Annotated in this window: 19 protein-coding genes; 12 read left to right on the top strand and 7 right to left on the bottom strand. The window is 72.3% G+C overall.

What is annotated here, in order from left to right:
- Nucleotides 1-194: 194 nt before the first annotated feature.
- Together ACIQ9G_RS23515 and ACIQ9G_RS23520 are read left to right on the top strand one after the other, a co-directional pair.
- Entirely contained in the window at nucleotides 195-1,451 is a 1,257-nt protein-coding gene (locus ACIQ9G_RS23515; protein ID WP_403612775.1) for a GNAT family N-acetyltransferase, read from the top strand.
- Nucleotides 1,452-1,807: 356 nt separating this feature from the next.
- On the top strand, nucleotides 1,808-2,719 hold the full coding sequence (locus ACIQ9G_RS23520) for a winged helix-turn-helix domain-containing protein (RefSeq protein WP_403612778.1): 912 nt from the start codon (nucleotides 1,808-1,810) through the stop codon (nucleotides 2,717-2,719).
- A 60-nt stretch (nucleotides 2,720-2,779) separates the two neighbouring features.
- Here the strand turns inward: ACIQ9G_RS23520 and ACIQ9G_RS23525 are convergent, their stop codons facing one another.
- The gene (locus ACIQ9G_RS23525; RefSeq protein ID WP_403612780.1) at nucleotides 2,780-2,968 is read right to left on the bottom strand and encodes a hypothetical protein; all 189 of its coding nucleotides are present in this window, start codon (nucleotides 2,966-2,968) and stop codon (nucleotides 2,780-2,782) included.
- A 205-nt stretch (nucleotides 2,969-3,173) separates the two neighbouring features.
- Between ACIQ9G_RS23525 and ACIQ9G_RS23530 the strand changes: the two genes are divergently transcribed.
- The 3 genes from ACIQ9G_RS23530 to ACIQ9G_RS23540 all read left to right on the top strand — a co-directional run bounded on the left by ACIQ9G_RS23530 (nucleotide 3,174) and on the right by ACIQ9G_RS23540 (nucleotide 7,473).
- Nucleotides 3,174-4,052: a FadR/GntR family transcriptional regulator gene (locus ACIQ9G_RS23530; protein WP_403612783.1), complete on the top strand. Its 879-nt coding sequence runs from the start codon at nucleotides 3,174-3,176 to the stop codon at nucleotides 4,050-4,052.
- On the top strand, nucleotides 4,052-4,807 hold the full coding sequence (locus ACIQ9G_RS23535) for an HAD family hydrolase (protein WP_403612785.1): 756 nt from the start codon (nucleotides 4,052-4,054) through the stop codon (nucleotides 4,805-4,807). Before ACIQ9G_RS23530 ends, ACIQ9G_RS23535 begins: the two co-directional genes overlap by 1 nt.
- Before the next feature lie 482 nt (nucleotides 4,808-5,289).
- Nucleotides 5,290-7,473 (top strand): phosphotransferase, encoded by a 2,184-nt coding sequence (locus tag ACIQ9G_RS23540; RefSeq protein ID WP_403612787.1) that lies wholly within the window; start codon nucleotides 5,290-5,292, stop codon nucleotides 7,471-7,473.
- Between the two features lie 102 nt (nucleotides 7,474-7,575).
- On the opposite strand, the gene ACIQ9G_RS23545 is transcribed toward ACIQ9G_RS23540, so the two are convergent.
- Entirely contained in the window at nucleotides 7,576-8,655 is a 1,080-nt protein-coding gene (locus ACIQ9G_RS23545; RefSeq protein ID WP_403612788.1) for a MerR family transcriptional regulator, read from the bottom strand.
- Between the two features lie 291 nt (nucleotides 8,656-8,946).
- On the opposite strand from ACIQ9G_RS23545, the gene ACIQ9G_RS23550 reads away from it, so the two are divergent.
- The 3 genes from ACIQ9G_RS23550 (at nucleotide 8,947) to ACIQ9G_RS23560 (ending at nucleotide 10,725) form a co-directional block, all read left to right on the top strand.
- Nucleotides 8,947-9,501: a helix-turn-helix domain-containing protein gene (locus ACIQ9G_RS23550; protein WP_403612791.1), complete on the top strand. Its 555-nt coding sequence runs from the start codon at nucleotides 8,947-8,949 to the stop codon at nucleotides 9,499-9,501.
- An 83-nt stretch (nucleotides 9,502-9,584) separates the two neighbouring features.
- Complete coding sequence (locus ACIQ9G_RS23555; RefSeq protein ID WP_403612793.1) at nucleotides 9,585-10,259, top strand: hypothetical protein; 675 nt, start codon at nucleotides 9,585-9,587, stop codon at nucleotides 10,257-10,259.
- A gap of 121 nt (nucleotides 10,260-10,380) precedes the next feature.
- Entirely contained in the window at nucleotides 10,381-10,725 is a 345-nt protein-coding gene (locus ACIQ9G_RS23560; RefSeq protein WP_392194308.1) for a DUF2516 family protein, read from the top strand.
- 88 nt (nucleotides 10,726-10,813) lie between these two features.
- On the opposite strand, the gene ACIQ9G_RS23565 is transcribed toward ACIQ9G_RS23560, so the two are convergent.
- The 3 genes from ACIQ9G_RS23565 to ACIQ9G_RS23575 form a co-directional block, all read right to left on the bottom strand.
- A complete protein-coding gene (locus ACIQ9G_RS23565; protein ID WP_403612796.1) occupies nucleotides 10,814-12,139 on the bottom strand; it encodes a PP2C family protein-serine/threonine phosphatase in 1,326 nt (441 codons plus the stop codon).
- 324 nt (nucleotides 12,140-12,463) lie between these two features.
- Nucleotides 12,464-13,603, bottom strand: a complete 1,140-nt coding sequence (locus tag ACIQ9G_RS23570; RefSeq protein ID WP_403612799.1) for an NlpC/P60 family protein — start codon at nucleotides 13,601-13,603, stop codon at nucleotides 12,464-12,466.
- A gap of 223 nt (nucleotides 13,604-13,826) precedes the next feature.
- Nucleotides 13,827-14,639 carry a class I SAM-dependent methyltransferase gene (locus ACIQ9G_RS23575; RefSeq protein ID WP_403612802.1) on the bottom strand — a complete coding sequence of 271 codons (813 nt, stop codon included), beginning with the start codon at nucleotides 14,637-14,639 and terminating at the stop codon, nucleotides 13,827-13,829.
- A gap of 353 nt (nucleotides 14,640-14,992) precedes the next feature.
- Here ACIQ9G_RS23575 and mshA point away from each other — a divergent pair, with 353 nt between their 5' ends.
- Both mshA and ACIQ9G_RS23585 read left to right on the top strand, forming a co-directional pair.
- Nucleotides 14,993-16,330, top strand: a complete 1,338-nt coding sequence (mshA, locus tag ACIQ9G_RS23580) for a D-inositol-3-phosphate glycosyltransferase (RefSeq protein ID WP_403612804.1) — start codon at nucleotides 14,993-14,995, stop codon at nucleotides 16,328-16,330.
- A complete protein-coding gene (locus tag ACIQ9G_RS23585; protein WP_403612806.1) occupies nucleotides 16,323-16,829 on the top strand; it encodes a YbjN domain-containing protein in 507 nt (168 codons plus the stop codon). The genes mshA and ACIQ9G_RS23585 overlap by 8 nt, the downstream gene beginning before the upstream one ends.
- A 112-nt stretch (nucleotides 16,830-16,941) precedes the next feature.
- On the opposite strand, the gene ACIQ9G_RS23590 is transcribed toward ACIQ9G_RS23585, so the two are convergent.
- Nucleotides 16,942-17,751, bottom strand: coding sequence for an AraC family transcriptional regulator (locus ACIQ9G_RS23590; RefSeq protein WP_403612808.1), 810 nt, complete (start codon nucleotides 17,749-17,751; stop codon nucleotides 16,942-16,944).
- Between the two features lie 49 nt (nucleotides 17,752-17,800).
- Here ACIQ9G_RS23590 and ACIQ9G_RS23595 point away from each other — a divergent pair, with 49 nt between their 5' ends.
- Nucleotides 17,801-18,265 carry a DUF2000 family protein gene (locus ACIQ9G_RS23595; RefSeq protein ID WP_403612809.1) on the top strand — a complete coding sequence of 155 codons (465 nt, stop codon included), beginning with the start codon at nucleotides 17,801-17,803 and terminating at the stop codon, nucleotides 18,263-18,265.
- Nucleotides 18,266-18,544: 279 nt separating this feature from the next.
- Entirely contained in the window at nucleotides 18,545-19,267 is a 723-nt protein-coding gene (locus ACIQ9G_RS23600; protein WP_403612810.1) for an alpha/beta hydrolase, read from the top strand.
- A 294-nt stretch (nucleotides 19,268-19,561) separates the two neighbouring features.
- Here the strand turns inward: ACIQ9G_RS23600 and ACIQ9G_RS23605 are convergent, their stop codons facing one another.
- Nucleotides 19,562-20,878 (bottom strand): MDR family MFS transporter, encoded by a 1,317-nt coding sequence (locus ACIQ9G_RS23605; RefSeq protein ID WP_403612811.1) that lies wholly within the window; start codon nucleotides 20,876-20,878, stop codon nucleotides 19,562-19,564.
- Nucleotides 20,879-21,034 lie beyond the last annotated feature (156 nt).

The following is a 21,034-nucleotide window of genomic DNA, read 5'->3' on the forward strand; positions in this document are numbered from 1 at the left end:
GTGCCGGTCGGTCTGTGGCGCGCGGTGTGCCGGGGTGTGGCGCGCGGTGTGCCGGTGTGTGGCGCGTGGTGTGCCGGTGTGTGGCGCGTGGTGTGCCGGTGTGTGGCGCGTGGTGTGCCGGTGTGTGGCGCGTGGTGCGTGGCGCGCGGGAAAATCCCGCGACACCTCCCACCGCCGCCCCCTACCGTCGACCCATGACTGGCCGCCCCGACATCGACATCCGTCCGATCCGCGAGGATGAGATACCCGACTGGATCCGGGCGGTGCACACCGGCTTTCTGCGTGCGCCCGAGGTCTCCGACCGCGAGGTCGCCGAGCGCAGTACGTACATCGTTCCCTCCCGCACCCTCGGCGCCTTCGACGACCGGCGGTGCGTCGCCACGTTCCGCTCCTTCGCGCAGGAGCTCACGGCCGTCGGCGGCGCCCCGGTCCCCGCGGACGCCATCACCAACGTCACCGTCACCGCCACCCACCGCCGCCGCGGTCTGCTGACCCGCATGATGGCCCAGGACCTGGCGGCCGCGAAGGAGCGCGGTGACGTCGTCGCCACCCTGATCGCCGCCGAGTACCCGATCTACGGCCGCTACGGCTTCGGCCCCGCCACCTGGGCGACCGAGTGGACCGTCGACGTGCCCCGCGCCGGTCTCGACCCCCGCCTGTCCGGCCCGCCGGACGGCGGCCGCATCGACCTCGTGACGGGCGAGGAGGTGCGCAAGCTGGGTCCCGAACTGCACGAGCGGCTGCGCGGCAGCCGGCCCGGCGTGATCGATCGCGACGAGCGCTGGTGGCAGCTCAGCACCGGCGCGCTGCGCCAGGACCGCCTTCCGTGGACCGAGCCCTTCTACGCCGTGTACCGCTCCGCGGACGGCACGGTCGAGGGACTGGTCACCTACGTGTGCGACGACACCTGGGCCGACGCCAAGCAGCCCCTGAACACCGCCACGGTGAGGGGCCTGATCGCCGTGAGCCCGGCCGCGGAGCGCGCCCTGTGGCGCTATCTGTGCTCGATCGACTGGATCACCACGGTCAAGAGCGGCTGGCGGTCCCCCGACGACCTGCTCCCCCTCTTCCTGCCGGACCCGCGGGCGGCCAGGATCACCACGCAGGCGGACTGGCTGTGGGTGCGGATCCTGGACGTCGTACGGGCGCTGGAGGCGCGGACGTACGACGGGGAGGGGACGCTGGTGCTCGAGGTCGTCGACCCGGACGGGCTGACCGGCGGGCGGCTGCGGCTGGAGGCCTCGGCCGGCGGGGCGTCCTGCACGCCGACGAGGCAGAACCCGGACCTGACGCTGGGCGTGGGGGAGCTGTCGGCGCTGTGGCTCGGCGACGAGTCGGCGGTGCGGCTGGCGGCGCTCGGCAGGGTCCGGGAAGACCGAGCGGGCGCCGGCCGAGTGGCCGACGCCCTGCTGCGTACGTCCAGGCGCCCTTGGTGCCCGGACGTCTTCTGAGCCCTCCTTCCCGTCGCCGACAGGGGCTGAGGCATCCGTAGCCTGGCTGTTCGGTTGTGGCTGTGCCCGTATGCGGTTGTGGCTGTGCACGATGTTCTGTTGTGGCTGTGCCGATGTTCGGTTGTGGCTGCGACGGCTGTTCATTTGTGGCGGTGCGCGTGGGCCGAGCTCCCGGCTCCCCTCCGGAAGGGAGCCCGATCCGACGTTCCCCGACTGTCACCCTGGTGGCCAACACTCGGGAAGTTTGACCATGTCGTAGAAGTTGGCTACCAACTTCACTCCTCTTATCTCCGCTTGGAAGCGACTCATAACCACCTTTCCGCGAACTGCCTGAAGATGGCGGGAAGTTGTACTGTTTGGCCGTGGACCCGGAACACGCCTCCGCCAGTGGGCGGAAGAGGCCACAACGGCCACAACCGTCACACCGTGAGGTGGCCGACGAACTGCGGCACCGGATCAGGACCGGCGTGCTGCGGCCGGGGCAGCGCATGCCCACGCAGGCCGAGCTGTCCCACGAGTTCGGCGTGGAACGCGGGGCCGTACGGCAGGCCCTGCGCATCCTGCAGGCCGAGCACCTGCTGACGAACGTCTCCAAAGGGAGCCCGGCGACCGTCGTGCCCGACCCGGCCCTGGCCCTGACCGGCCCGGCCGGCCTGCCCCAGCCCACCTCGGCCGCCCTCGCGCGCCACATCGCCGCCGCCTTCGCGGCCCCGCACGTGGAGATAGACGCCCTGTGCCTGACCGCGATCTCGCTCACGCTCGCCATCGGCGAACCGTTGCGCCAGATCCACGCCGGGCGACTGAAACCGGCCAAGGTCGACGTCCGGGTCCTGCTGCCCAGCCGTGACATCGAGCTGGCCTTCCCGGCGCCGGTGGACGCCGCCTCGGCCGCGGGCCGGCTGCGCGGGCGCTGGCTGGCCCAGCGCAACGCGCAGGGGCAGGTGCTCCGGCACAACCTGCTGGCCCTGCGCTCCACCCACGGCATCGACGTGCGGGTCACCTTCCGCGCCCTGCCCTTCACCCCGCCCGTCAAGCTGTACCTGCTCAACGGGGCGGAGGCGCTCTTCGCGTACTACACGCTGCGGCGGCGCGCGGAGGAGATCGACCAGGAGCACCTGGAGCTGTACGACGCCGAGGGCACGCAGTCGATGCTGTTCGCCTTCGAGCAGGGGGCCGGGTCGCGCGACACGACGTTCGTCGAGCAGTCGCACCTGTGGTTCGACGCACTGTGGGAGACGATCAGTTCGGAGCTGCTGCTCACGAGCTGAGGCGGCCGCGCCACCCAGGAGGCGCACCTCGTAGGCGGCGCACCTCGCGGGCGGCGTGCCTCACAGGATGGGGCCGGCGACCAGCATCGCCAGCACCACGGCCCCGATGGAGCCGATGGTCGGGTTCTTGGCCTTGACGCCGATGGTGAGCAGCAGCAGGCCGATGATGCCCATCGCCCCGAACTTCCACTGGACGAGTTGTTCGAAGCCGAGGACGAGGACGGCGGAGACAAGAGCGAGAGCAGGCACGGCGATTCCCCCTTCGGGCTGCCTGGGCGGTGCGGGCGGGAGAGCGGAGAGCGCGGAGCTGGGTGCGGAGTGCGGAAATCGGGAGGCAAAACTTCCGCCAACTCAATCAAGTTGGCAACCAACTCTGCTTAAGTTGTGCCCACTTGGCACCTACTCATAAACAAGTTCCAAACAACTCCCCTTAGATGGATCAAAGTTGTAGCGTTTGGTCGTGACTCAGGAGAGCGTGGCCGTGAACGGAAGCAGAAGGAGTTCCCCTCAGGAGATCGCCGACAACCTGCGGGAACGGATTCGCGCGGGCGAGCTCAGGCCGGGCGACCGGTTGCCCACCCAGGCCGAACTCGCCCAGGAGTTCGGCGTGGAGCGCGGCGCCGTCCGTCAGGCCCTGCGGTCACTCCAGGAGGGCGGCCTGCTCAGCAACGTGAGCAAGGGCAGCCCGCCGAGGGTCGCGGCCCCGACCCCGGCCCGCGCGGAGCCCCAGCCCACGATGGTGGGGCTCGCCCCCCGGCTCGCGGCGGCCTTCGCGGCCCGGCAGGTCCGGATCGACGCGGCATGCCTGACCGCCGAGACGCTGATGCTGGCGCTCGGCGAGCCGGTCCGCCTGATCCACGAGGGCCGCATACGGCCCGAGTCGATCGACGTCCGCATCCTGCTGCCGTCCCGGGACATCAACCTGGCCTTCCCTATCTCCGTGGACCGCGGCAGCGACGACGACCCGGTCCACCAGCGCTGGCTGGCCCAGCGCAACGCCCAGGGGCACGTCCTGCGGCACAACCTCAACGCCCTGCGCGCCACCCACGGGGTCGACGTCCGCGTGAGGTTCCGCGCCCTGCCCTTCACCCCGCCGGTGAAGCTGTACCTGCTCAACGGCGAGGAGGCGCTCATCGCGTACTACATGATCACCCGCCGCGAGGAGCCGTCCGACGGCGGAACGCTGGACATGTACGACGTCATGGGCACGGAGTCCCTGCTGTTCTCCTTCGAGCGGGATGCCGGCCGGCGGGACGCGGCGTTTGTGGAGGAATCCCAGAAGTGGTTCGACGCCCTCTGGGAAACCATCACCACGGACCTGACACTCTCCTAGTGACTTCTGATACGACACAGACCGAACCGGTGACAGCGGAGACCGAGAACCTGCGGGACCTGATCACGCGCGCACGTGTCGTGCTCTGGGACTTCGACGGCCCGATCTGCCGCCTCTTCGCCGGGCACTCGGCGGACCGGGTGGCGACCGACCTGGTCGACTGGCTGGAGGGGCGTGGACTGCACGGGCTGCTGACCGGGACCGAACGGGAGTCGCTGGACCCGCACGTCGTCCTGCGCGCCGTCGACCGCCGGCACCCCGGCAGCGATCTCGTGGCCGAACTGGAGGAGCGCCTCACCCAGGAGGAGTTGCGGGCCGCCGCCTCCGCCTGGCCCACACCGTACGCCGACCCGCTGATCCGCACCTGGACGGCGCTCGGCTCCCGTCTGGCCATCGCCACGAACAACTCGCCGGTGGTGGTCCGCAGGTATCTGGACAGCCGCGGCGTGTTCTCCTGCTTCGCCCCCCACATCTACGGCCGTACCCAGGACCTGCACCACCTCAAGCCGGACCCGCACTGCCTGAACCGGGCCCTCACCGCGACCGGCGTGGCCCCGCGCGACGCCCTGATGATCGGCGACACCCCCTCGGACCACGAGGCCTCCCTCCGCGCCGGCGTCCCCTTCCTCGGCTACGCCCGCAACCCCCGCAAGGCCAAACTCCTCCGCGAATCCGGCGCCGAAACCATCGTGGACTCCCTGGAACCCCTCCTGCGCACCTTGCGCACCCTGCGGGAGCCACGGGGCCGCGCCTGAGCCCTCGACGTCCACCTCTCCCGGCCCGATGAGGAGGTTGACGGGGCTGCGCCGACGATACGGACGGCCGTGACGAGGGCTGGATCCAGTCGCGGCGGGGCAGCGGCTCCCGTGTCCTCAAGAACCAGCGCATACAGTCCCCGGCGGCCAAGGCCACCCGATCGCGCCGGGGCGTGACGCTGGGACCGCTCATCAGTGAGGCCTTCGAGCAGGAAGAAGTGACCCCGGACGCTGCTGTCCGAGTAGCGGCCGAGGCCGTGTGTCCTGAGTGGCTCAAAAGCACCGGAGGTCTCCGGTAGCATCTCCGGCACCGCGTGAGCAACCGCTCCGTCCCACCGCACTGGCCTGACCCGCCGGACGCCCAGCTGAGGGTGCACCACCCTTCCACTCACCCCAGCCGCGCTCCGACAGTGCGCAGTATGTCCTGATGTCGTACCTTTTGCCATACCTTCGTTCGTGCTTGCGTGAGTCAGGGAGCGGCCGTGGGCGCACCTCCTCCCCCCCGTCCCTCCCTCGGGGAGCTTGCCGCGCGCGACGTCCGGACGTTCGTACGGCTCGCCGTCGAACGCGGTGAGGCGAGCAGCGGGCACCACAACGAGAACTATGTGCTGCCCCTGACGGACCGTGTGGCGAACCTGCTGGGCAAGCCGGCGGGCACCAAGGTGACCGTGCGGATCCGTCGCGCCGAGGTGCTGCCCGTGGTGATCAGGACGTGGGACGACGAGGCCCGGATCCTGGACGCCGCCAATGGCGTCCTGCCGCACGCACCCCAGTGCCTCCTGGACGGGGACGACTTCACCATCCACAGCCATGTGGAAGGCGTACCGCTCTCCAGCGTCTGCGCCAACGGCAAACCCCTCGACACGCTCCTGATCAGGGCGCTGGCCGGGCTGCTGGCCCGGATGGCCCAGGTGCGCAGGGGGGCGCTGCCTCCCCTGCCGGCCGGCTGGCCCGGCAACCACTCGGACAGCCAAGGGTTCCTGCAGACGCTGGCCAGGCTTGCGGACCGGCAGATCCGTCAGCCCAATTGGCCCGCTTTCGGAGGACTGTTCGCGCAGCTGGGCATCCCGGAGGACGCCATGATCCGGCTGGCCGAGCGCGTCCCCGCGATGGCGAGACGGCCGTACAGCCTGCTCCACGCGGACCTGCACCGCGACAACCTGATCATGTCGTACGGAGGCGTGCCGCCCCTGATCTGCGTCGACTGGGAACTGGCGACCTACGGCGACCCGCTGCACGACCTCGCCACGCACCTTGTGCGGATGCAGTACCCCGCCCACCAGTGGGACGAGGTGATCGGCGCATGGGCGGAGGCGATGCAGCGGATCCGCCCCGCAGCGGTGAACGGCCTGGACAAGGATCTGCGCCACTACGTGGCCTTCGAGCGGGCACAGTCCGTCTACCCGGACGTGATGCGTGCCGCCGAGGCCCTGGCGAACGCGCCCGACCCGAAGAGCCTGGACGATGCGACCGCCTCCGTGCACCGGGCACTGGAAGCGGCCGCACAACCGCTCGGGCTGCGAAACATCCCGGACGCGGCGGAGGTGGAGCGGATCCTCTACCGGTGGCGCGCCCCCCGCACGGTGTTCCGGGGCAGCGGCTCCGGCAGCGCAGCCGAGAGGATCTCGTGGGACTGGGACGCGCGTCTCCCGACGCGCGACGATTTTCCCGCGACCGCCGTGGGTGACGCCCTGCTCGCCGAAGGCATGGCGTCGGCCAGCAGGGTGTTCAAGGGCACGGCCCACCTCAATTCGGTGGTCCGCGTGCCCGGGTTCGGCCACCCGGTCGTGGTGCGGCGGAAGGTGGCCAACAGTTGCCGTCGCGAGCCGTGCTTCCTCAGCGAGCACGCCGTGCTGCGGGCCATCGAACAGTCCGGGGTGGCGGTGGCGGCCCCCAGGGCCCTCGCGCTGGGACACAGCCACGGGGGGCAGCCCTTCGCCATCCACACCTATGTCGGCCCCGAGGACACTGACCGCCCGCCCAGCCATCCCGTGCACGGGCTCCTGCCGCACGAGGCGGACGGGCTCGTCGATCAGCTGTGCGCGCTGACCGGTGTGGACTACACGGAACTCGATCCCGCCGCAGGCGAAGGGGCCTTCTTCGCCTGGCTGTGCGATCAACTCGTGATCCTGGTGGCCGGCCTGCCGAAGGAGTCCCAGCAGCTGGCCCGCCTCCTCGGGCTGCCCGACGCGCCCCGGCTCCGGCAGATCCTGTCCCGCCACCGGGTGAGCGACCGCCGACCGGCCCTGCTGCACGGCGACCTGAACCCGTGGAACCTCGTGCGCCCCAGGGACTTCCAGGCCCTGACCATCATCGACTGGGAGATGGCCCTGGTCGGGGACCCGTTGTACGACCTCGTCCGGCACATGCACCTCACCCCCACCCGCCCCGAGATCCGCGAGCGGATGTTCCGGCGCTGGGAGCGTCTCCTGCCCGCCGAGTACACGGCAGGCTGGCGGGAGGACTGGCGGGTGTACCGGGGGCTGGAGACCGTCCGGTCCGCATACGTGGACCTGGACCGTCTGGTGACCGGGGCGAGCCTGGACGCCCCCAACGTCCGCCGCGTCGTCGACTCGTACGCGATGACCCTCGCGGTGGCCACGGGCTCCCTGGGCCTGCCCATCCGCCCGACGGCGAACCCCTGTCTTGCCCGCGCTTTGGCCTAGGGAGACCATGACGGGACCGGAAGGCCGGTCGGCCGGGGATGTGACGGTCCGCCGGCGTCGTGCTCCCGCGAGCCGGTACTCGTCGGTGCATGCCGCTCGCTCCTACCGCTGGAGCTCCATGACCTCGGCGACCACGCAGCTGACGTTGTCGGGGCCGCCGGAGTCGTTGGCGAGGGTGACGAGTTCGCGGACCGCCTGTTCGGGCTCCGTCGTCCGGGAGAGCACTCGGTGGATCTCCTCGGTCGGCACGACTGTCGACAGACCGTCGGAGCAGAGCAGGTACCGGTCTCCCCGCCGGGCGTCGTGGAGGCGCATGTCGGGGGTGGCGCCGGCTCCCTGGCCCAGGGCTCGTATCAGCAGTGACCGCTGGGGGTGGGAGGCGGCCTCTTCCGGACTGAGGCGCCCTTCGTCGACCATCGACTGCACCATGGTGTGGTCGTGGGTGATCTGGAACAGCTCCCCGTCGCGCAGGAGGTAGAGGCGGGAGTCGCCCACGTGGACGAGGGCCAGTTGCGATCCGGTCCAGAGCATCGCGGTGAGTGTCGTGCCGGCCTCTTCGGGTGAAGAGCCGGCTCCGGCGACGCCGTGCACCGCGTGTTCGGCCTGTTCGACGGCGTCTTCGAGGACGTTGAGGAGATCGCCTGCCGGGATGCTGCCGGCTTCGAGGTGCTTGAGTGCGTCGACGGCGGCCGCGCTCGCGGGGGCTCCCCGGCGGCCGTAGCCGTCGGCGACGGCGAGCAGGCGGGACCCGGCGTAGGCGGTGTCCTGGTTGCTCTCGCGGACGAGGCCCGTGTCGGACAGGGCAGCGCAACGGATTCCGAGGGGCTTGGCGGTCGGGGACATGGCAGGGTCCTTCCGGGACAGGTGGTCGATGAGGAAGGCGGCCAGGTCCCGCCTGGCGGCGGTGTCGGCTTCGACCTGGGCCCAGAACGAGCGGATCTCCTGGGACGCGGGACCCGCCTCCAGCGCGCAGACCTTCTGGATGCGGGCCAGAGGCATTCCCAGGCGTCTGAGCCAGGCGACCAGTCGGGCCTGGTCCAGTTGCTCCGGTGCGTAGAGGCGGTAGCCGGTCACCGGGTCGACGCGAGCGGGGGTCAGCAGGCCGAGTTCGTCGTAGAGCCGCAGCGCCTTCGGCGACAGCCGGGATGCCTTGGCGAACGCTCCGATGGTCAGCAACCCCATGCCTCGCTCCTCCTCCGGGCACGTCGCCCGGCCTCACCGATGCTGTGGGCTCCCCCAAGGTGAAGGTCAACCACGCGTTCCGCTCGGCTGCGTCCGGTGGCTCGACCGATACCGGGCCGTCCCGTCCGGGTCGGCGGTGAGTGCGGCCGTGCCGTCGGGGGCGAAGAGGGGCCGTCCGCACTCGCGGAGGCAGGACGTGGACCGCTCGGTGCCCTGACCGCCGGGTGGCGTGGCGCACTCTTGCAAGCGGGGTGCTTGCAATTGTTAGCGAGGGTGGTGCAAGGTAGAGGCATGGCATCGCTCAACGTCGGCAATCTCGGTGAGTACCTGCGCGAGCAGCGGCGCAACGCGCAGCTGTCGCTGCGGCAGCTCGCCGACGCCGCCGGGGTGTCCAATCCGTATCTGAGCCAGATCGAGCGCGGGCTGCGCAAGCCGAGCGCGGAGGTGCTCCAGCAGGTCGCCAAGGCGCTGCGCATCTCCGCCGAGACGCTGTACGTGCGGGCCGGCATCCTCGACGCCGAGCGCGAACGGGACGAGGTGGAGACGCGCGCCGTCATCCTCGCCGATCCCTCGCTGAACGAGCGGCAGAAGCAGGTGCTGCTCCAGATCTACGAGTCCTTCCGCAAGGAGAACGGGTTCGGGATCACCAAGGCGGACGGCCCGGCGGACGGGCGGACGGACGACGAGGTCCGCGGCGCGGACGGTGTCCGCCCGCCCGGCGGGGACGTTCCGGACGTGCCCGGCGCCCCGCGTGCCCGGGGCGGCGGCGCCGAGGACACCAGTGACGCCACCGGCACCCGCACGTCCCGCGGCAGTGACGCCGATCCGCGGAAGGAGGCCGGCTGAACCCGCGCCCTCAGGGGCCGCGCGGCCGGCCGATCGCGGAACACCACAACCCTCAGCCGAAAGTGACCGGGAGGTCCACCACCATGGCCATCACCGACGACCTGCGCAAGACCCTCAGCGACCCGACGCCGCTCTACTTCGCCGCGGGCACCGCGGACCTGGCCCTGCAGCAGGCCAAGAAGGTGCCCGCCCTGGTGGAGCAGCTGCGCGCCGAGGCCCCGGCCCGTATCGACGCGGTGCGCAACACCGACCCCAAGGTCGTCCAGGAGCGGGCCGCCGCCCGTGCCAAGGAGGCCGGCAACCGCGTCCGGGAGACGCAGTCGACCCTCCAGACCCGGGTCGGCGAGTTCATCAACTCCCTGGACTCCGACCTCAAGAAGCTCTCCACCAACCTCGACGCCGACCTGAAGAAGCTCGGCGAGACCGCCCAGGACCTCGCCCTGCGCGGCGTCGGCGTCGCCGCCGAGTACGCCGTGAAGGCCCGTGAGACCTACGAGAAGGTCGCCGAGCACGGCGAGCAGACCGTGCGGACCTGGCGCGGCCAGGCGGCCGAGGGCATCGAGGACATCGCCGAGGAGGTCGAGGAGCTCGCCATCGCGGTCGAGCCGAGGACCGAGCCGGTCGAGGTCAAGCAGGACAGGCCCGCCGAGGCCAAGCCCGCCGAGGCCGCCGCGGCGAACAAGCCGGCGCCGGCGAAGAAGGCTCCGGTGAACCGCAAGACCACGGCCGCCAAGAGGACCACGCCGCCCGCCAAGTAGAGGGCACCCGCGCCCGGCGCTTCCGGGCGGGTTCCGCGGGCCGGGCACCCTGGGGGTGTCCGGCCCGTTCTACGGGTACGGTGGCCGCAAGTGAAACGGGAGAGATCGGGCGGTGGACAGCATGCTGATGTTGGGCTTCGCGGGGTTCCTGGGGCTGTTGAAGATCCTGCTCATGGCCCTGGCCGCGTTCGGGCTGTTCGACGCCGCGTTCCGGCGCGAGGACGCCTTCCGCGCGGCCGACAAGCAGAACAAGGTGTTCTGGCTGATCATCCTGGCCCTGGCGCTCGTCGTGAGCTACCTGTTCTCGATCCTGTCGTTCCTGCCGATCATCGGCGTGATCGCGAGCATCGTCTACATCGTCGACGTACGGCCCGCGCTGAAGCAGGTGTCGGGCGGCAGCGGCTGGGGCCGCCGCCGTGGCAGCAGCAGCGACGGCCCGTACGGCCCCTACAACGGCGGACGCTGAGCCCGGGGGCCGTATCGGGGCGGTCTCAGGGGCTCCGGACCCGCTTCTCGGCACGCGGCGGGCCCGCTGAGGGGCCCGATCCGAGCCCCTACGGCTCCCGGTCCAGCAGGACCACCGCCACGTCGTCGGTCAGCTCGCCGCCGTTGAGGTCACGGACCTCGTTCACCGCCGCGCGCAGCAGAGCCTCGCCACGCAGGCCCTGGGCCAGCTGGCGGCGGACCATCTCCACCATGCCGTCCTGGCCGAGCCGCTCGCCGTCCGCGCCGACCCGGCCCTCGATCAGGCCGTCGGTGTAGAGCATCAGGCTCCACTCGGCGCCCAGCTCGACCTGCATCCGGGGCCAGCGCGCCCCGGGCAGCAGGCCGAGGGCGGGGCCGTTGTTGTCGTAGGGCAGCAGCTTGGCGGATCGGCCCGGGCGGGCGACCAGCGGTGCCGGATGGCCGGCCAGGCACAGGCCCGCCCGGCGTCCGTCGGGTGCGATGTCGACCGTGCAGACCGTCGCGAAGATCTCGTCGTCGGCGCGCTCGTGCTCCAGCACCTGCTGCAGGGTGTTCAGCAGTTCGTCGCCGCACAGCCCCGCCAGCGTCAGCGCCCGCCAGGCGATGCGCAGCTCCACGCCGAGCGCGGCCTCGTCCGGGCCGTGCCCGCAGACGTCGCCGATCATGGCGTGCACGGTGCCGTCGGGCGTGCGCACGGCGTCGTAGAAGTCGCCGCCGAGCAGCGCGCGCGAGCGGCCGGGCCGGTAGCGGGCGGCGAAGCGGAGCGAGGCCCCGTCCAGCAGGGGGGTCGGCAGCAGACCGCGCTCCAGGCGGCGGTTCTCCTGCGCGCGCAGCCTGCCTTCGGCGAGCCGGCGCTCGGCCGTGTCGGAGCGCTTGCGCTCCACCGCGTACCGGATGGCGCGGCTCAGCAGCCGCCCGTCCAGCTCGTCGCGGAACAGGTAGTCCTGGGCGCCGACCCGCACCGCCTCCGCGCCGCGCTCGGCGTCGCCGGACGCGGTCAGCGCGAGGACGGCGTGCCGGGGCGCGATCTCGAGCACGTGCTTGAGCACGGCCAGCTCGTCGTCGGCACCCGCCCGGCCGGGCGCGGGCAGCGCGAGGTCCAGCAGGATGCAGTGGACGTCGTCCGTGAGCAGCCGTCCGGCCTCGGTGAGGTTGCGGGCCGTCCGGATACGGATCGGCTTGCCCGCCTGGTCGAGCAGGTCGGGCACGATCGGTGAGCCGCCGGGGTCGTCCTCGATCAGCAGCAGCGTGAGGTTGGTGCTGTGGGCGTGGGCGGTGTCGCGGGTGTTGTTCTCGACCGTGGCTTCCTTGGGCAGGGCCTGTGCGGCGGAGGGGCCGCCGCCGTGGGGCACGGTCTGCGCCTGACCGCTCTCCGCGGCCGGGAACGCTTTCTGCCGCGGTACGGGCACGGGCATCGTGTTGGTTCCTTCCCTCCCCCCGAGGGCACGGTGGGCACGAGGGATCTCGCTCCACCGACGGGGACACTAGCGGTAGTAGGCGCCGCAGCGGAATGGTGTGAGGCGCGTCGCTCGGGCCGCGGCCACCGTCATATGCCGCGTTTCCTGCCGGAGTTGTACAGGGCCCCCCAGGGGTGGGCATGACGTAGCTCACTTCGGCGGGAGGTTTGACGGCGCACCCGGGTGCGATCCGTCACATGGTCCAGGTCACGGCCGCATTCCTGTTCGGTCCGCGTCCTGTTCGGTCCGCGTCCGGGTCGGTCCGGGTCCCCGCCGGGCCCGTCAGCCCGCGTCGGGCCGTACGACCCCCAGGATCGGCATCGAACCCGCGCCCGCGACGGTCACCGTCCGCCCCGGCCGCGGGGCGTGCACGATCGTGCCGTCGCCGACGTACATCGCCACATGGCTGGCGTCGTCGAAGTAGATGATCAGGTCGCCGGGGCGCATGTCCTTCACGTCCACGTGCCGGAGCTGCTTCCACTGCTCCTGGGAGGTGCGCGGGATGGGGCGGCCGCCCGCGGCCCAGGCCTGCGAGGTCAGCCCGGAGCAGTCGTACGTCTTCGGCCCCTCGGCGCCCCACTCGTACGGCTTGCCGATCTGGGCGGTGGCGTACTCCACCGCCCTGCGGCCGGCCTCGGAAGCCTTGCCGCTGATCTCCTTGAGGACACCCGTGTCGAGCCAGGCCGTCTGCGCCTTCAGGGCGGCCTCCTGCTCCAGCCGCTCCAGGCGCTCCTGCTGCCGCTTCTCCAGCGTGGACTGCAGTTCCTCGGCCGCCTTGATCCGCTGCTGGATCTCCTTCTTCGCCGAGGCCTTCGCCTTGCGGTTCGCCTCCAGTCTCTGCCAGCGGTCGGCGGCGTCCTTCGCGTACTGCTTCAAGTCCTTCTGGGTGCGGGCCAGTTCCGCGAGCAGGCCCTTGGTGGCCCGCTCGCCCTGCAGTACGCGGCCCGCGCCGTCGAGGAACTGCTGCGGGTCGTCGCTGAGCACGAGCTGCGCCGCGGGCGGCAGTCCCCCGGTGCGGTACTGCGCGCGGGCGGCGGCACCGGCCCGGTCCTTCAACTCGTCCAGTCGCTGCTGTCCCTTGACGATCTTCCGGGCCAGGTCGACGATCTCGGCGGACTGCTTGCGGGCCTTCTCCTCGGCGGCGTTGTACGCGTCCGTGGCCACCGCGGCGTCGTGGTAGAGCTTGTCGAGCTTGGCGCGGACGGCTTCGAGGTCCTTGTCCGCGGGCGGGCTCACGGGGGCGGAAGGCGAGCCGGACGGCGGGGCCTTGGGTGAGCCGGCCGGCGCGCCGGGAGAGGCGGAGGCGGGAGGAGTGGGCGCGGGCCCCGCGCTCGCGAACGCCACGCCCGGCGCCCCCAGCACGGTGACCGCGCAGACCACGGCCACGGCCGCCGCGAGCACGCTGCTCCTGCCCCGTCCCATACTCAGCCCCCAAGCTGATTTACCGTCAGTAACTTACGACACCTGGGGGATAGTGCCATGTCCGGGCGAAAAGCGACAGAGGCGCGCTCGGCGTTGCGCGGACGGAACCCGGCCGTACGACGACTTCCCTCCCCACGGCGGACACCGGGCATGACGATCTCCCCGCCTGTGTGACGAACGACTCACGAAGATCGTTCCCCGCAGGTCGGGGCGGGTACGGCGGTCAGCCGCGCGGTGCCAACGCCTTCCAGGCCACCGTGACTTCGCCCTGCCGCCACCGCGCGGGCCCGTCCGTCACCGGCCAGCCGGCCGTCAGGTCGCGCACCGCGCGGATCCAGCGCTGGCGGGCGCCGTAGGAGGCGTAGGGCGCGGCGGCCGCCCAGGCGCGGTCGAAGTCTCGCAGGAAGGCGTGCACCGGCTCACCGGGGACGTTGCGGTGGATGAGCGCCTTCGGGAGACGTTCGGCGAGGTCGGAGGGGCGGTCCAGGGAGCCGAGGCGGGTGGCGAAGGTGACCGTGCGGGGGCCCTCGGGGCCGAGCGCGACCCAGACGTGCCGGCGGCCGATCTCGTCGCAGGTCCCCTCGACGAGCAGCCCTCCGCGCGAGTGCCCGTCCGCCGGGGCGAGCCGCGCGCACAGCCCCTCCCAGACGGCGGCGACCTCGGCCTCGTCGTACTGCCGCAGCACGTTCGCCGCGCGGATGAGGTGCGGCCGCCGGGCGACGGGGACCTCGAAGCCGCCGTGCCGGAAGACCAACCCCTCGCGTTCGTACGGCTTCGCGGCCGCCACCCGCGCCGGTTCGATCTCGACGCCCACCACACGTGCGCGGGGCGCGGCGGTGCGCAGCCGGTGCAGCAGTTCGACCGCCGTCCACGGGGCGGCGCCGTAGCCGAGGTCGACGGCCACCGGGGCGGCGGCCCGGCGCAGCTCGGCGCCGTGCGTGGCCGCGATCCAGCGGTCCATCCGGCGGAGCCGGTTCGGGTTGGTCGTCCCGCGCGTCACCGTGCCCACGGGGCGGGTCGCTGCGCGGGATGTCATGGATACGAGGGTATGCGGGCCCCGGGCGGGCACCCGGAAGGGGACGCGCGCCGCGGTCGGGGCCGTAGGCCGCCCCCTCTGGCTTCCGTCCCGGCCACCCCTGGCTCCCGCCCCGGCACCAGCCCAGCCCCCGCCCCGGAGCCCACGCCCCGAGCCTCGCCCGGGCCCCGCTCCGGCCCCCATCGGGGACCCTCCCGACCTCATCCGCCGCCCGGTCGAACGATTGATCGAGATCAAGTAATGATTGAGCAAAGAGGACCGTACCGGAAATGGAGCCAACTCCTCCGGCGTTAGCCCCTGAAGGGCGCTCCGCGCCCGCCGTACGGCATGCCCGCAGCGAGGAGGAACGCCACGTGAGCCAGTACGTCAGCAGGCTCGGGCGTCGCTCCGCGGCGGCGCCCTCGCGGCTCAGGCTGCACCGGCGGCCCCGCCGGGTCGCCCTGCTCTCCGTGCACACCTCCCCGCTCCACCAGCCCGGCACGGGCGACGCCGGCGGCATGAACGTCTACATCGTGGAGCTCGCGCAGCGCCTCGCCGCGATCAACATCGAGGTCGAGATCTTCACCCGGGCCACCGCGGGCGGCCTCCCGCCGTCCGTCGAACTCGCCCCCGGCGTCCTCGTCCGGCACGTCGACGCCGGCCCCTACGAGGGCCTCGCCAAGGAGGACCTCCCGGCCCAGCTGTGCGCCTTCACGCACGGTGTGATGCAGGCCTGGGCCGGCCACCGCCCGGGCCACTACGACCTCGTGCACTCGCACTACTGGCTCTCCGGCCACGTCGGCTGGCTCGCCGCCCAGCGCTGGGGCGTCCCCCTGGTGCACGCCATGCACACCATGGCCAAGGTCAAGAACGCCAACCTGGCCGACGGCGACACCCCCGAGCCCGCCGCCCGCGTCATCGGCGAGACCCAGATCGTCGCCGCCGCCGACCGGCTCGTCGCCAACACCGCCGAGGAGGCCGACGAACTCGTCCGGCACTACGCCGCCGACCCCGCCAAGGTCGCCGTCGTGCACCCCGGCGTCAACCTCGGCCGGTTCCGCCCCGGCGACGGCCGCGCCGCCGCCCGCGAGCGCCTCGGCCTGCCGCAGGACGCGCTCGTCCCGCTCTTCGCCGGCCGCATCCAGCCGCTGAAGGCGCCCGACGTGCTGCTCAGGGCCGTCGGCGCCCTCCTGGACGAGCGGCCCGAGCTGCGCTCCCGCATCATCGTGCCCATAGTCGGCGGCCCCAGCGGCAGCGGCCTGGCCAAGCCGGAGGGGCTGCAGAAGCTGGCGGCCCGGCTCGGCATCGCCGACGTCGTACGGTTCCGGCCGCCGGTCGGGCAGGAACAGCTCGCGGACTGGTTCCGGGCCGCCTCGGTCCTGGTCATGCCCTCCTACAGCGAGTCCTTCGGCCTGGTCGCGATAGAGGCCCAGGCCGCCGGCACGCCGGTGCTCGCGGCCGCGGTCGGCGGGCTGCCGGTGGCCGTGCGGGACGGGGAGACGGGGTACCTGGTGCGCGGGCACGACCCGGCCGACTACGCGCGCGTGCTGCGCGGCTTCGCCGACGACCCGCACCTACCGGACCGGATGGGCGCCGCCGCCGCCCGGCACGCGCGGTCCTTCGGCTGGGACGCCTCGGCCGCCGCCACGGCCGACGTCTACACGGCCGCGATGCAGGCCCACCGCCGTCGCGTACGCTCGCACCATGGGTGAGGCAGAGCAGCAGCGGGCGGCGCAGGTCATCGAGGGCGTGCTCAAGGACGCCGAACTGGACTGGGAAAGCCCGGAGTCGGGCACGTACGTCACCAAGCTCCCCGGCACCCGCAAGCTGTCGACGACCCTGTCCCTGATCGTCGGCAGGCACTCGCTCTCCCTCAACGCCTTCGTCATCCGCCACCCCGACGAGAACGAGGACGCCGTCCACCGCTGGCTGCTGGAGCGCAACCTCAAGCTGTACGGCGTGAGTTACGCCGTCGACCAGCTGGGCGACGTGTACGTCACCGGCCGCCTGCCGCTGGCCGCCGTCACGCCCGACGAGGTCGACCGGCTGCTCGGGCAGGTGCTGGAGGCCGCCGACGGCAGCTTCAACACCCTGCTGGAACTCGGCTTCGCCTCCGCGATCCGCCGGGAGTACGCCTGGCGCGTGTCCCGCGGCGAGTCGACGCGGAACCTGGAGGCGTTCGCGCACCTGACCGAGCGCCCGGCCGACTGACGACCGACCCTGGCGAACCGACCACGGACTCGGGTCGACTCACCACGGACTCGGGCGGACTGGCGCCGGACCCGGGACGGCTCGTACGGCACTGACGGCAGCCGTACGAGGCTCAGCGCGCGCCGGGCCGGAAGCTCCCGCCGTAGCGGCCCGGCGTCACCCCCACCAGCCTTCTGAAGTGCCGGGTGAGATGGGCCTGGTCGTAGAAACCGGTCGTCGTGGCCACCTCGGCCGGACGCAGCCCCTCAAGCAGCAGCCGCCGGGCGCGGTCGACGCGGCGGGACATGAGGTACTGGTGCGGCGCGATGCCGTAGGCGCCGCTGAACGCCCGTACCAGGTGGGCGGGATGGGCCTGGACGAGCCGCGCGGCCTCGCCGAGGGCGATGCCCTCCGTGACCCGCTCGTCGAGGAGCTCGCGCAGCCGGCGGGCGACGGTGCCGTCGTCGCGGGCGGGCCCGGCGGCCGGCCGCGGCCGCAGATGGGTGCGCAGCCGCTCGCCGACGAGGGTGAGCCGGCTCTCGGCCTCCAGTTCGTCGCCGGGGCGGGCGAGCACGGTGTGCAGCTGCCCGACGCGTCGGCGCAGCAAGGGGTCGCGCAGGCCGGGCCCGTCGACGGCCGGGCCGATCAGGTCGGTGCCGAGGATCGTGGCGTCCAGGTAGAGGACGCGTTTGCGGAAGCCGTGCGGGGTGGCGGGGGAGCCGTTGTGCGGGACGTGCGGCGGCAGCAGCGAGACCGTGTCGTGCGGGGTGCCGTACTCGTGCCGGTCCAGGTCGTACCGTACGGCGCCGTCGTCCACGACGAGCAGCGTCCACGCCTCGTGCACGTGCATCGGATAGGCGTACTCGGTGAAGTGCGCGTGGAAGACCTCCACGACCCCCGGGACGTGAGGGCGCCAGGCGGTGACCTCGGGCTGCGCGGCCATGCAAAGAACGTACAAGACGATGCCGTACGGCGGACGGCAGTCTCACGGCATGAGCATCGAGACCCACGTCCAGCCCCCTGCCGAGACCTCTGGCGAGGCCCCCGTCCGCTTCGACACCAAGATCGCCGTCCTGCTGCGCGCGGACCTGGAGTCCTGGCAGCGCCTGAACGTCACCGCCTTCCTGGTCAGCGGCCTCGGCACGGCGGTCCCCGAGGTGGTCGGCGAGCCGTACGAGGACGGCGACGGGGTGCCGTACCTCTCGATGTTCCGCCAGCCGGTCCTGGTGTTCGAGGGCACCGGGGAGACCCTGACGGCGGCGCACGGGCGGGCGCTCTCGCGGGCGCTGCCCCGCGCGGTGTTCACCGGCGACCTGTTCACGACGGGCAACGACCGTGACAACCGCGCGGCGGTGCGCGCCGTACCGACCGGCGGGCTGGACCTGGTGGGACTTGCGGTGTACGGACCGCGGAACGCGGTGGACAAGGTGCTGAAGGGGGCGCGGATGCATCCGTGAGGGCGGGTGCGAAGGCGCGCGCGGACGCATCCGGAGCCGTCGAACGTGGCGGTCTGCCCGGCCGCGGCGCCATGCCCGCGGTGTGCGGCCACGAGCTCCCGCAAGAAAACCCGTTGGCGGACCGCGGGGGCCGCTGCTACGTTCCCGGAGGCCGTGCGAGAGAACGAGGAGGTGGTACCCGTGAACGCAGTTTCGACATGGGTGCTCTCCTTCGGGGTCACGGTCGGGCGATAGGTCGTCCGGGAGCGCCGTCTCTGAGCCCTCCCGAAAGGCACGACCATGCAGTTCACTTCTGAACGGCGCCTCGACGACGGCGTCCGCGAACGCGAGTTCACCCTCGGCGAGATCCCCGGCACCCTGTGGACGCCTGAATCCACCGCACCGGCTCCGCTGATCCTGATGGCCCACAACAACGGCCTGCCCCGGAGGGAATCCCGGCTGGTGGCCCGGGCCCGGCACTACGCGGCGTACGGCTACGCGGTGGCCGCCGTCGACGCCCCCGGGTGCGGTGACCGGCCCCGTTCCGCCGCCGACGAGCGGGCCCGCGCCGACCTGCGCCGGGCGATGCGGGCCGGGGAGCCGGTCGACGAGATCTTCGAGTCCTTCATCGGCCCGCTGGTCGAAAAGGCGGTCCCGGAGTGGCGGACCACTCTGGACGCCCTCCTTTCGCTGCCCCAGATCGGCGGCCCGGTCGGGTACTCGGGATGGACCGCCGTCGGCATTCGGCTGGCGGTCCTCGACCCGCGCATCGCGGCCGCCGGTCTCTTCGCCGGGGGCTACGTGCCCCGCGCCCAGCGCGAGGAGGCCCGGCAGGTCACCATTCCGCTGCTGTTCCTGCTGCAGTGGGACGACGAAGGCAACCCCCGGCAGCGGGCCCTGGACCTGTTCGACGCCTTCGGCACCAGGGAGAAGACGCTGCACGCCAATCTGGGCGGGCACACCGGCACCCCGTGGTTCGAGGTGGAGGACGGGGGCCGGTTCTACGACCGGCACCTGAAGTGAGGCCCGGGAACTGAGCCGCGCTCCGAAGTGAGCGGGAACCCGTACGCACAACTGCGCAAGCCGCAGGATCGCGTGCGGGTTCCGCGTACGGAGCGCACGGGAATCTGCGAACCCGCGCTCTTCCGGGAGGGCGGGTGCGAAGGTGCCCGCGGACACGTCCGGGACGGCTGGCGTGAAGGCGCCCGCGGACGCGTCCCGGGAGCGGCGGGCCGGCGCGGGGACGGCGTGACGCCGGCGGCAGGCCCGCGCGGGCCTGCCGCCGCGATCACGCTCGGACGGCTTCCGGACGCACGCTCACGCGGCCGCGACCCGGGGCGCGGCGCTCTCCGGGACCGCGGCGCTCTCGGGGACTTCGGTGCTCTCGGGGACTTCGGTGCTCTCCGGGACCACGGCACCGGTCGGCTGCTCCTTGGGCAGGCTCCGCATCAGCACCCCGTAGCCGACGGCCGCCGCCGTGCCGACGAGCGCGCACAGGCCCCACAGCCACCCGGCGCCGAGGTGGTCGATGACGTAGCCGGACATCAGCGGGGCGATCAGGGCCGCCAGCGACCAGGACAGGGTGTACACGCCCTGGTAGCGGCCGCGGCCGTGCACCGGGGACAGCCGCACGACCAGCCCGGTCTGCGTGGGCGCGTTGAGCATTTCGCCGAGCGTCCACACGCAGACCGTCAGGGCGAACGCGCCGACCGACCCGGCGAAGGCGGTGAGCCCGAAGCCGTACCCGGCGAGCAGGGACGAGACGACCAGCAGCCGGCGCGGGTCGCGGTGCTCGATGAACCGGGTGACCGGGATCTGCAGCGCCACGATCAGCACACCGTTGACGGCGAGCGCCATGCCGTAGTCGGCGGGGGCGAACCCGGCCGTGCCCATGGCCACCGGCAGGCCGACCGAACCCTGCTGGAAGATCAGGGCCACCAGGAAGGACAGCCCGACGACGGCCATGAAACGCCCGTCGCGCAGCACGGTGACGAGTCCGACGGCGTCCGGCGTGCCGCCCTGCGCACCGGACGGCACGGCCGGCCGGGACTCGGGCAGCCTCAGGAAGACCACGACGGCGCAGACCAGGGTCATCCCCGCCTCGATCAGGAAACCGGCGAGATAGCTGTACTCGGCGATGAAGCCGGCGGCCATGGAGGAGACGGCGAAGCCGAGGTTGATCGCCCAGTAGTTGAGCGAGAAGGCCCGCACGCGGTCCTCGGGCCGCACGATGTCGGCCATCATCGCCTGCACGGCCGGCCGGGAAGCGTTGCTGCTCAGGCCGACGAGGAAGGCGACGGCCGCGATGGCGACGGGGTCGTGCACGAATCCGAGCACCGCGACGGAGACGGCGGTGGCGGACTGCGCGACGAGCAGGGTCGGCCGCCGCCCGAGCCGGTCGGCCATCACACCGCCGCCGAGGGAGGAGACGACACCGCCGAGCCCGTGGAGCGAGGCGACGAGACCGGCGTACGTGGCGGAGTAGCCGCGGTCCAGGGTCAGGTACAGCGCCATGAAGGTGGCGACGAAGGCGCCCAGCCGGTTGACCAGGGTGCTGGTCCACAGCCACCAGAACGCACGGGGGAGTCCCGAGACGGTCTCCCGGGCGGCACCTCTGAGACGGGCGACGGACATGACGGGATCCCCCTACGGCTGCGGCGGTGATGTAAGCGGCTCATGCGGCGAGCACAACTTACGACCGGGCGACCCGAAGGAGCCACTCAATTAACAGAAGCCGTCAACCGTCCGCCTGCCGGGCAGGCCACGCAGGGGTTCGAATGCGTGGATTAC

The organism is Streptomyces sp. NPDC096152 (genome assembly GCF_044763235.1).
In the GTDB taxonomy this organism is placed as follows: Bacteria; Actinomycetota; Actinomycetes; order Streptomycetales; family Streptomycetaceae; genus Streptomyces.

Coding starts and splice junctions, on each gene's coding strand:
- ACIQ9G_RS23515 (WP_403612775.1), top strand. CDS start 195: ATGACTGGCCGCCCCGACATCGACATCCGTCCGATCCGCGAGGATGAG.
- ACIQ9G_RS23545 (WP_403612788.1), bottom strand. CDS start 8,655: ATGGGGTTGCTGACCATCGGAGCGTTCGCCAAGGCATCCCGGCTGTCG.
- ACIQ9G_RS23550 (WP_403612791.1), top strand. CDS start 8,947: ATGGCATCGCTCAACGTCGGCAATCTCGGTGAGTACCTGCGCGAGCAG.
- ACIQ9G_RS23555 (WP_403612793.1), top strand. CDS start 9,585: ATGGCCATCACCGACGACCTGCGCAAGACCCTCAGCGACCCGACGCCG.
- ACIQ9G_RS23560 (WP_392194308.1), top strand. CDS start 10,381: ATGCTGATGTTGGGCTTCGCGGGGTTCCTGGGGCTGTTGAAGATCCTG.
- ACIQ9G_RS23565 (WP_403612796.1), bottom strand. CDS start 12,139: ATGCCCGTGCCCGTACCGCGGCAGAAAGCGTTCCCGGCCGCGGAGAGC.
- ACIQ9G_RS23570 (WP_403612799.1), bottom strand. CDS start 13,603: ATGGGACGGGGCAGGAGCAGCGTGCTCGCGGCGGCCGTGGCCGTGGTC.
- ACIQ9G_RS23575 (WP_403612802.1), bottom strand. CDS start 14,639: ATGACATCCCGCGCAGCGACCCGCCCCGTGGGCACGGTGACGCGCGGG.
- ACIQ9G_RS23585 (WP_403612806.1), top strand. CDS start 16,323: ATGGGTGAGGCAGAGCAGCAGCGGGCGGCGCAGGTCATCGAGGGCGTG.
- ACIQ9G_RS23590 (WP_403612808.1), bottom strand. CDS start 17,751: ATGGCCGCGCAGCCCGAGGTCACCGCCTGGCGCCCTCACGTCCCGGGG.
- ACIQ9G_RS23595 (WP_403612809.1), top strand. CDS start 17,801: ATGAGCATCGAGACCCACGTCCAGCCCCCTGCCGAGACCTCTGGCGAG.
- ACIQ9G_RS23600 (WP_403612810.1), top strand. CDS start 18,545: ATGCAGTTCACTTCTGAACGGCGCCTCGACGACGGCGTCCGCGAACGC.
- ACIQ9G_RS23605 (WP_403612811.1), bottom strand. CDS start 20,878: ATGTCCGTCGCCCGTCTCAGAGGTGCCGCCCGGGAGACCGTCTCGGGA.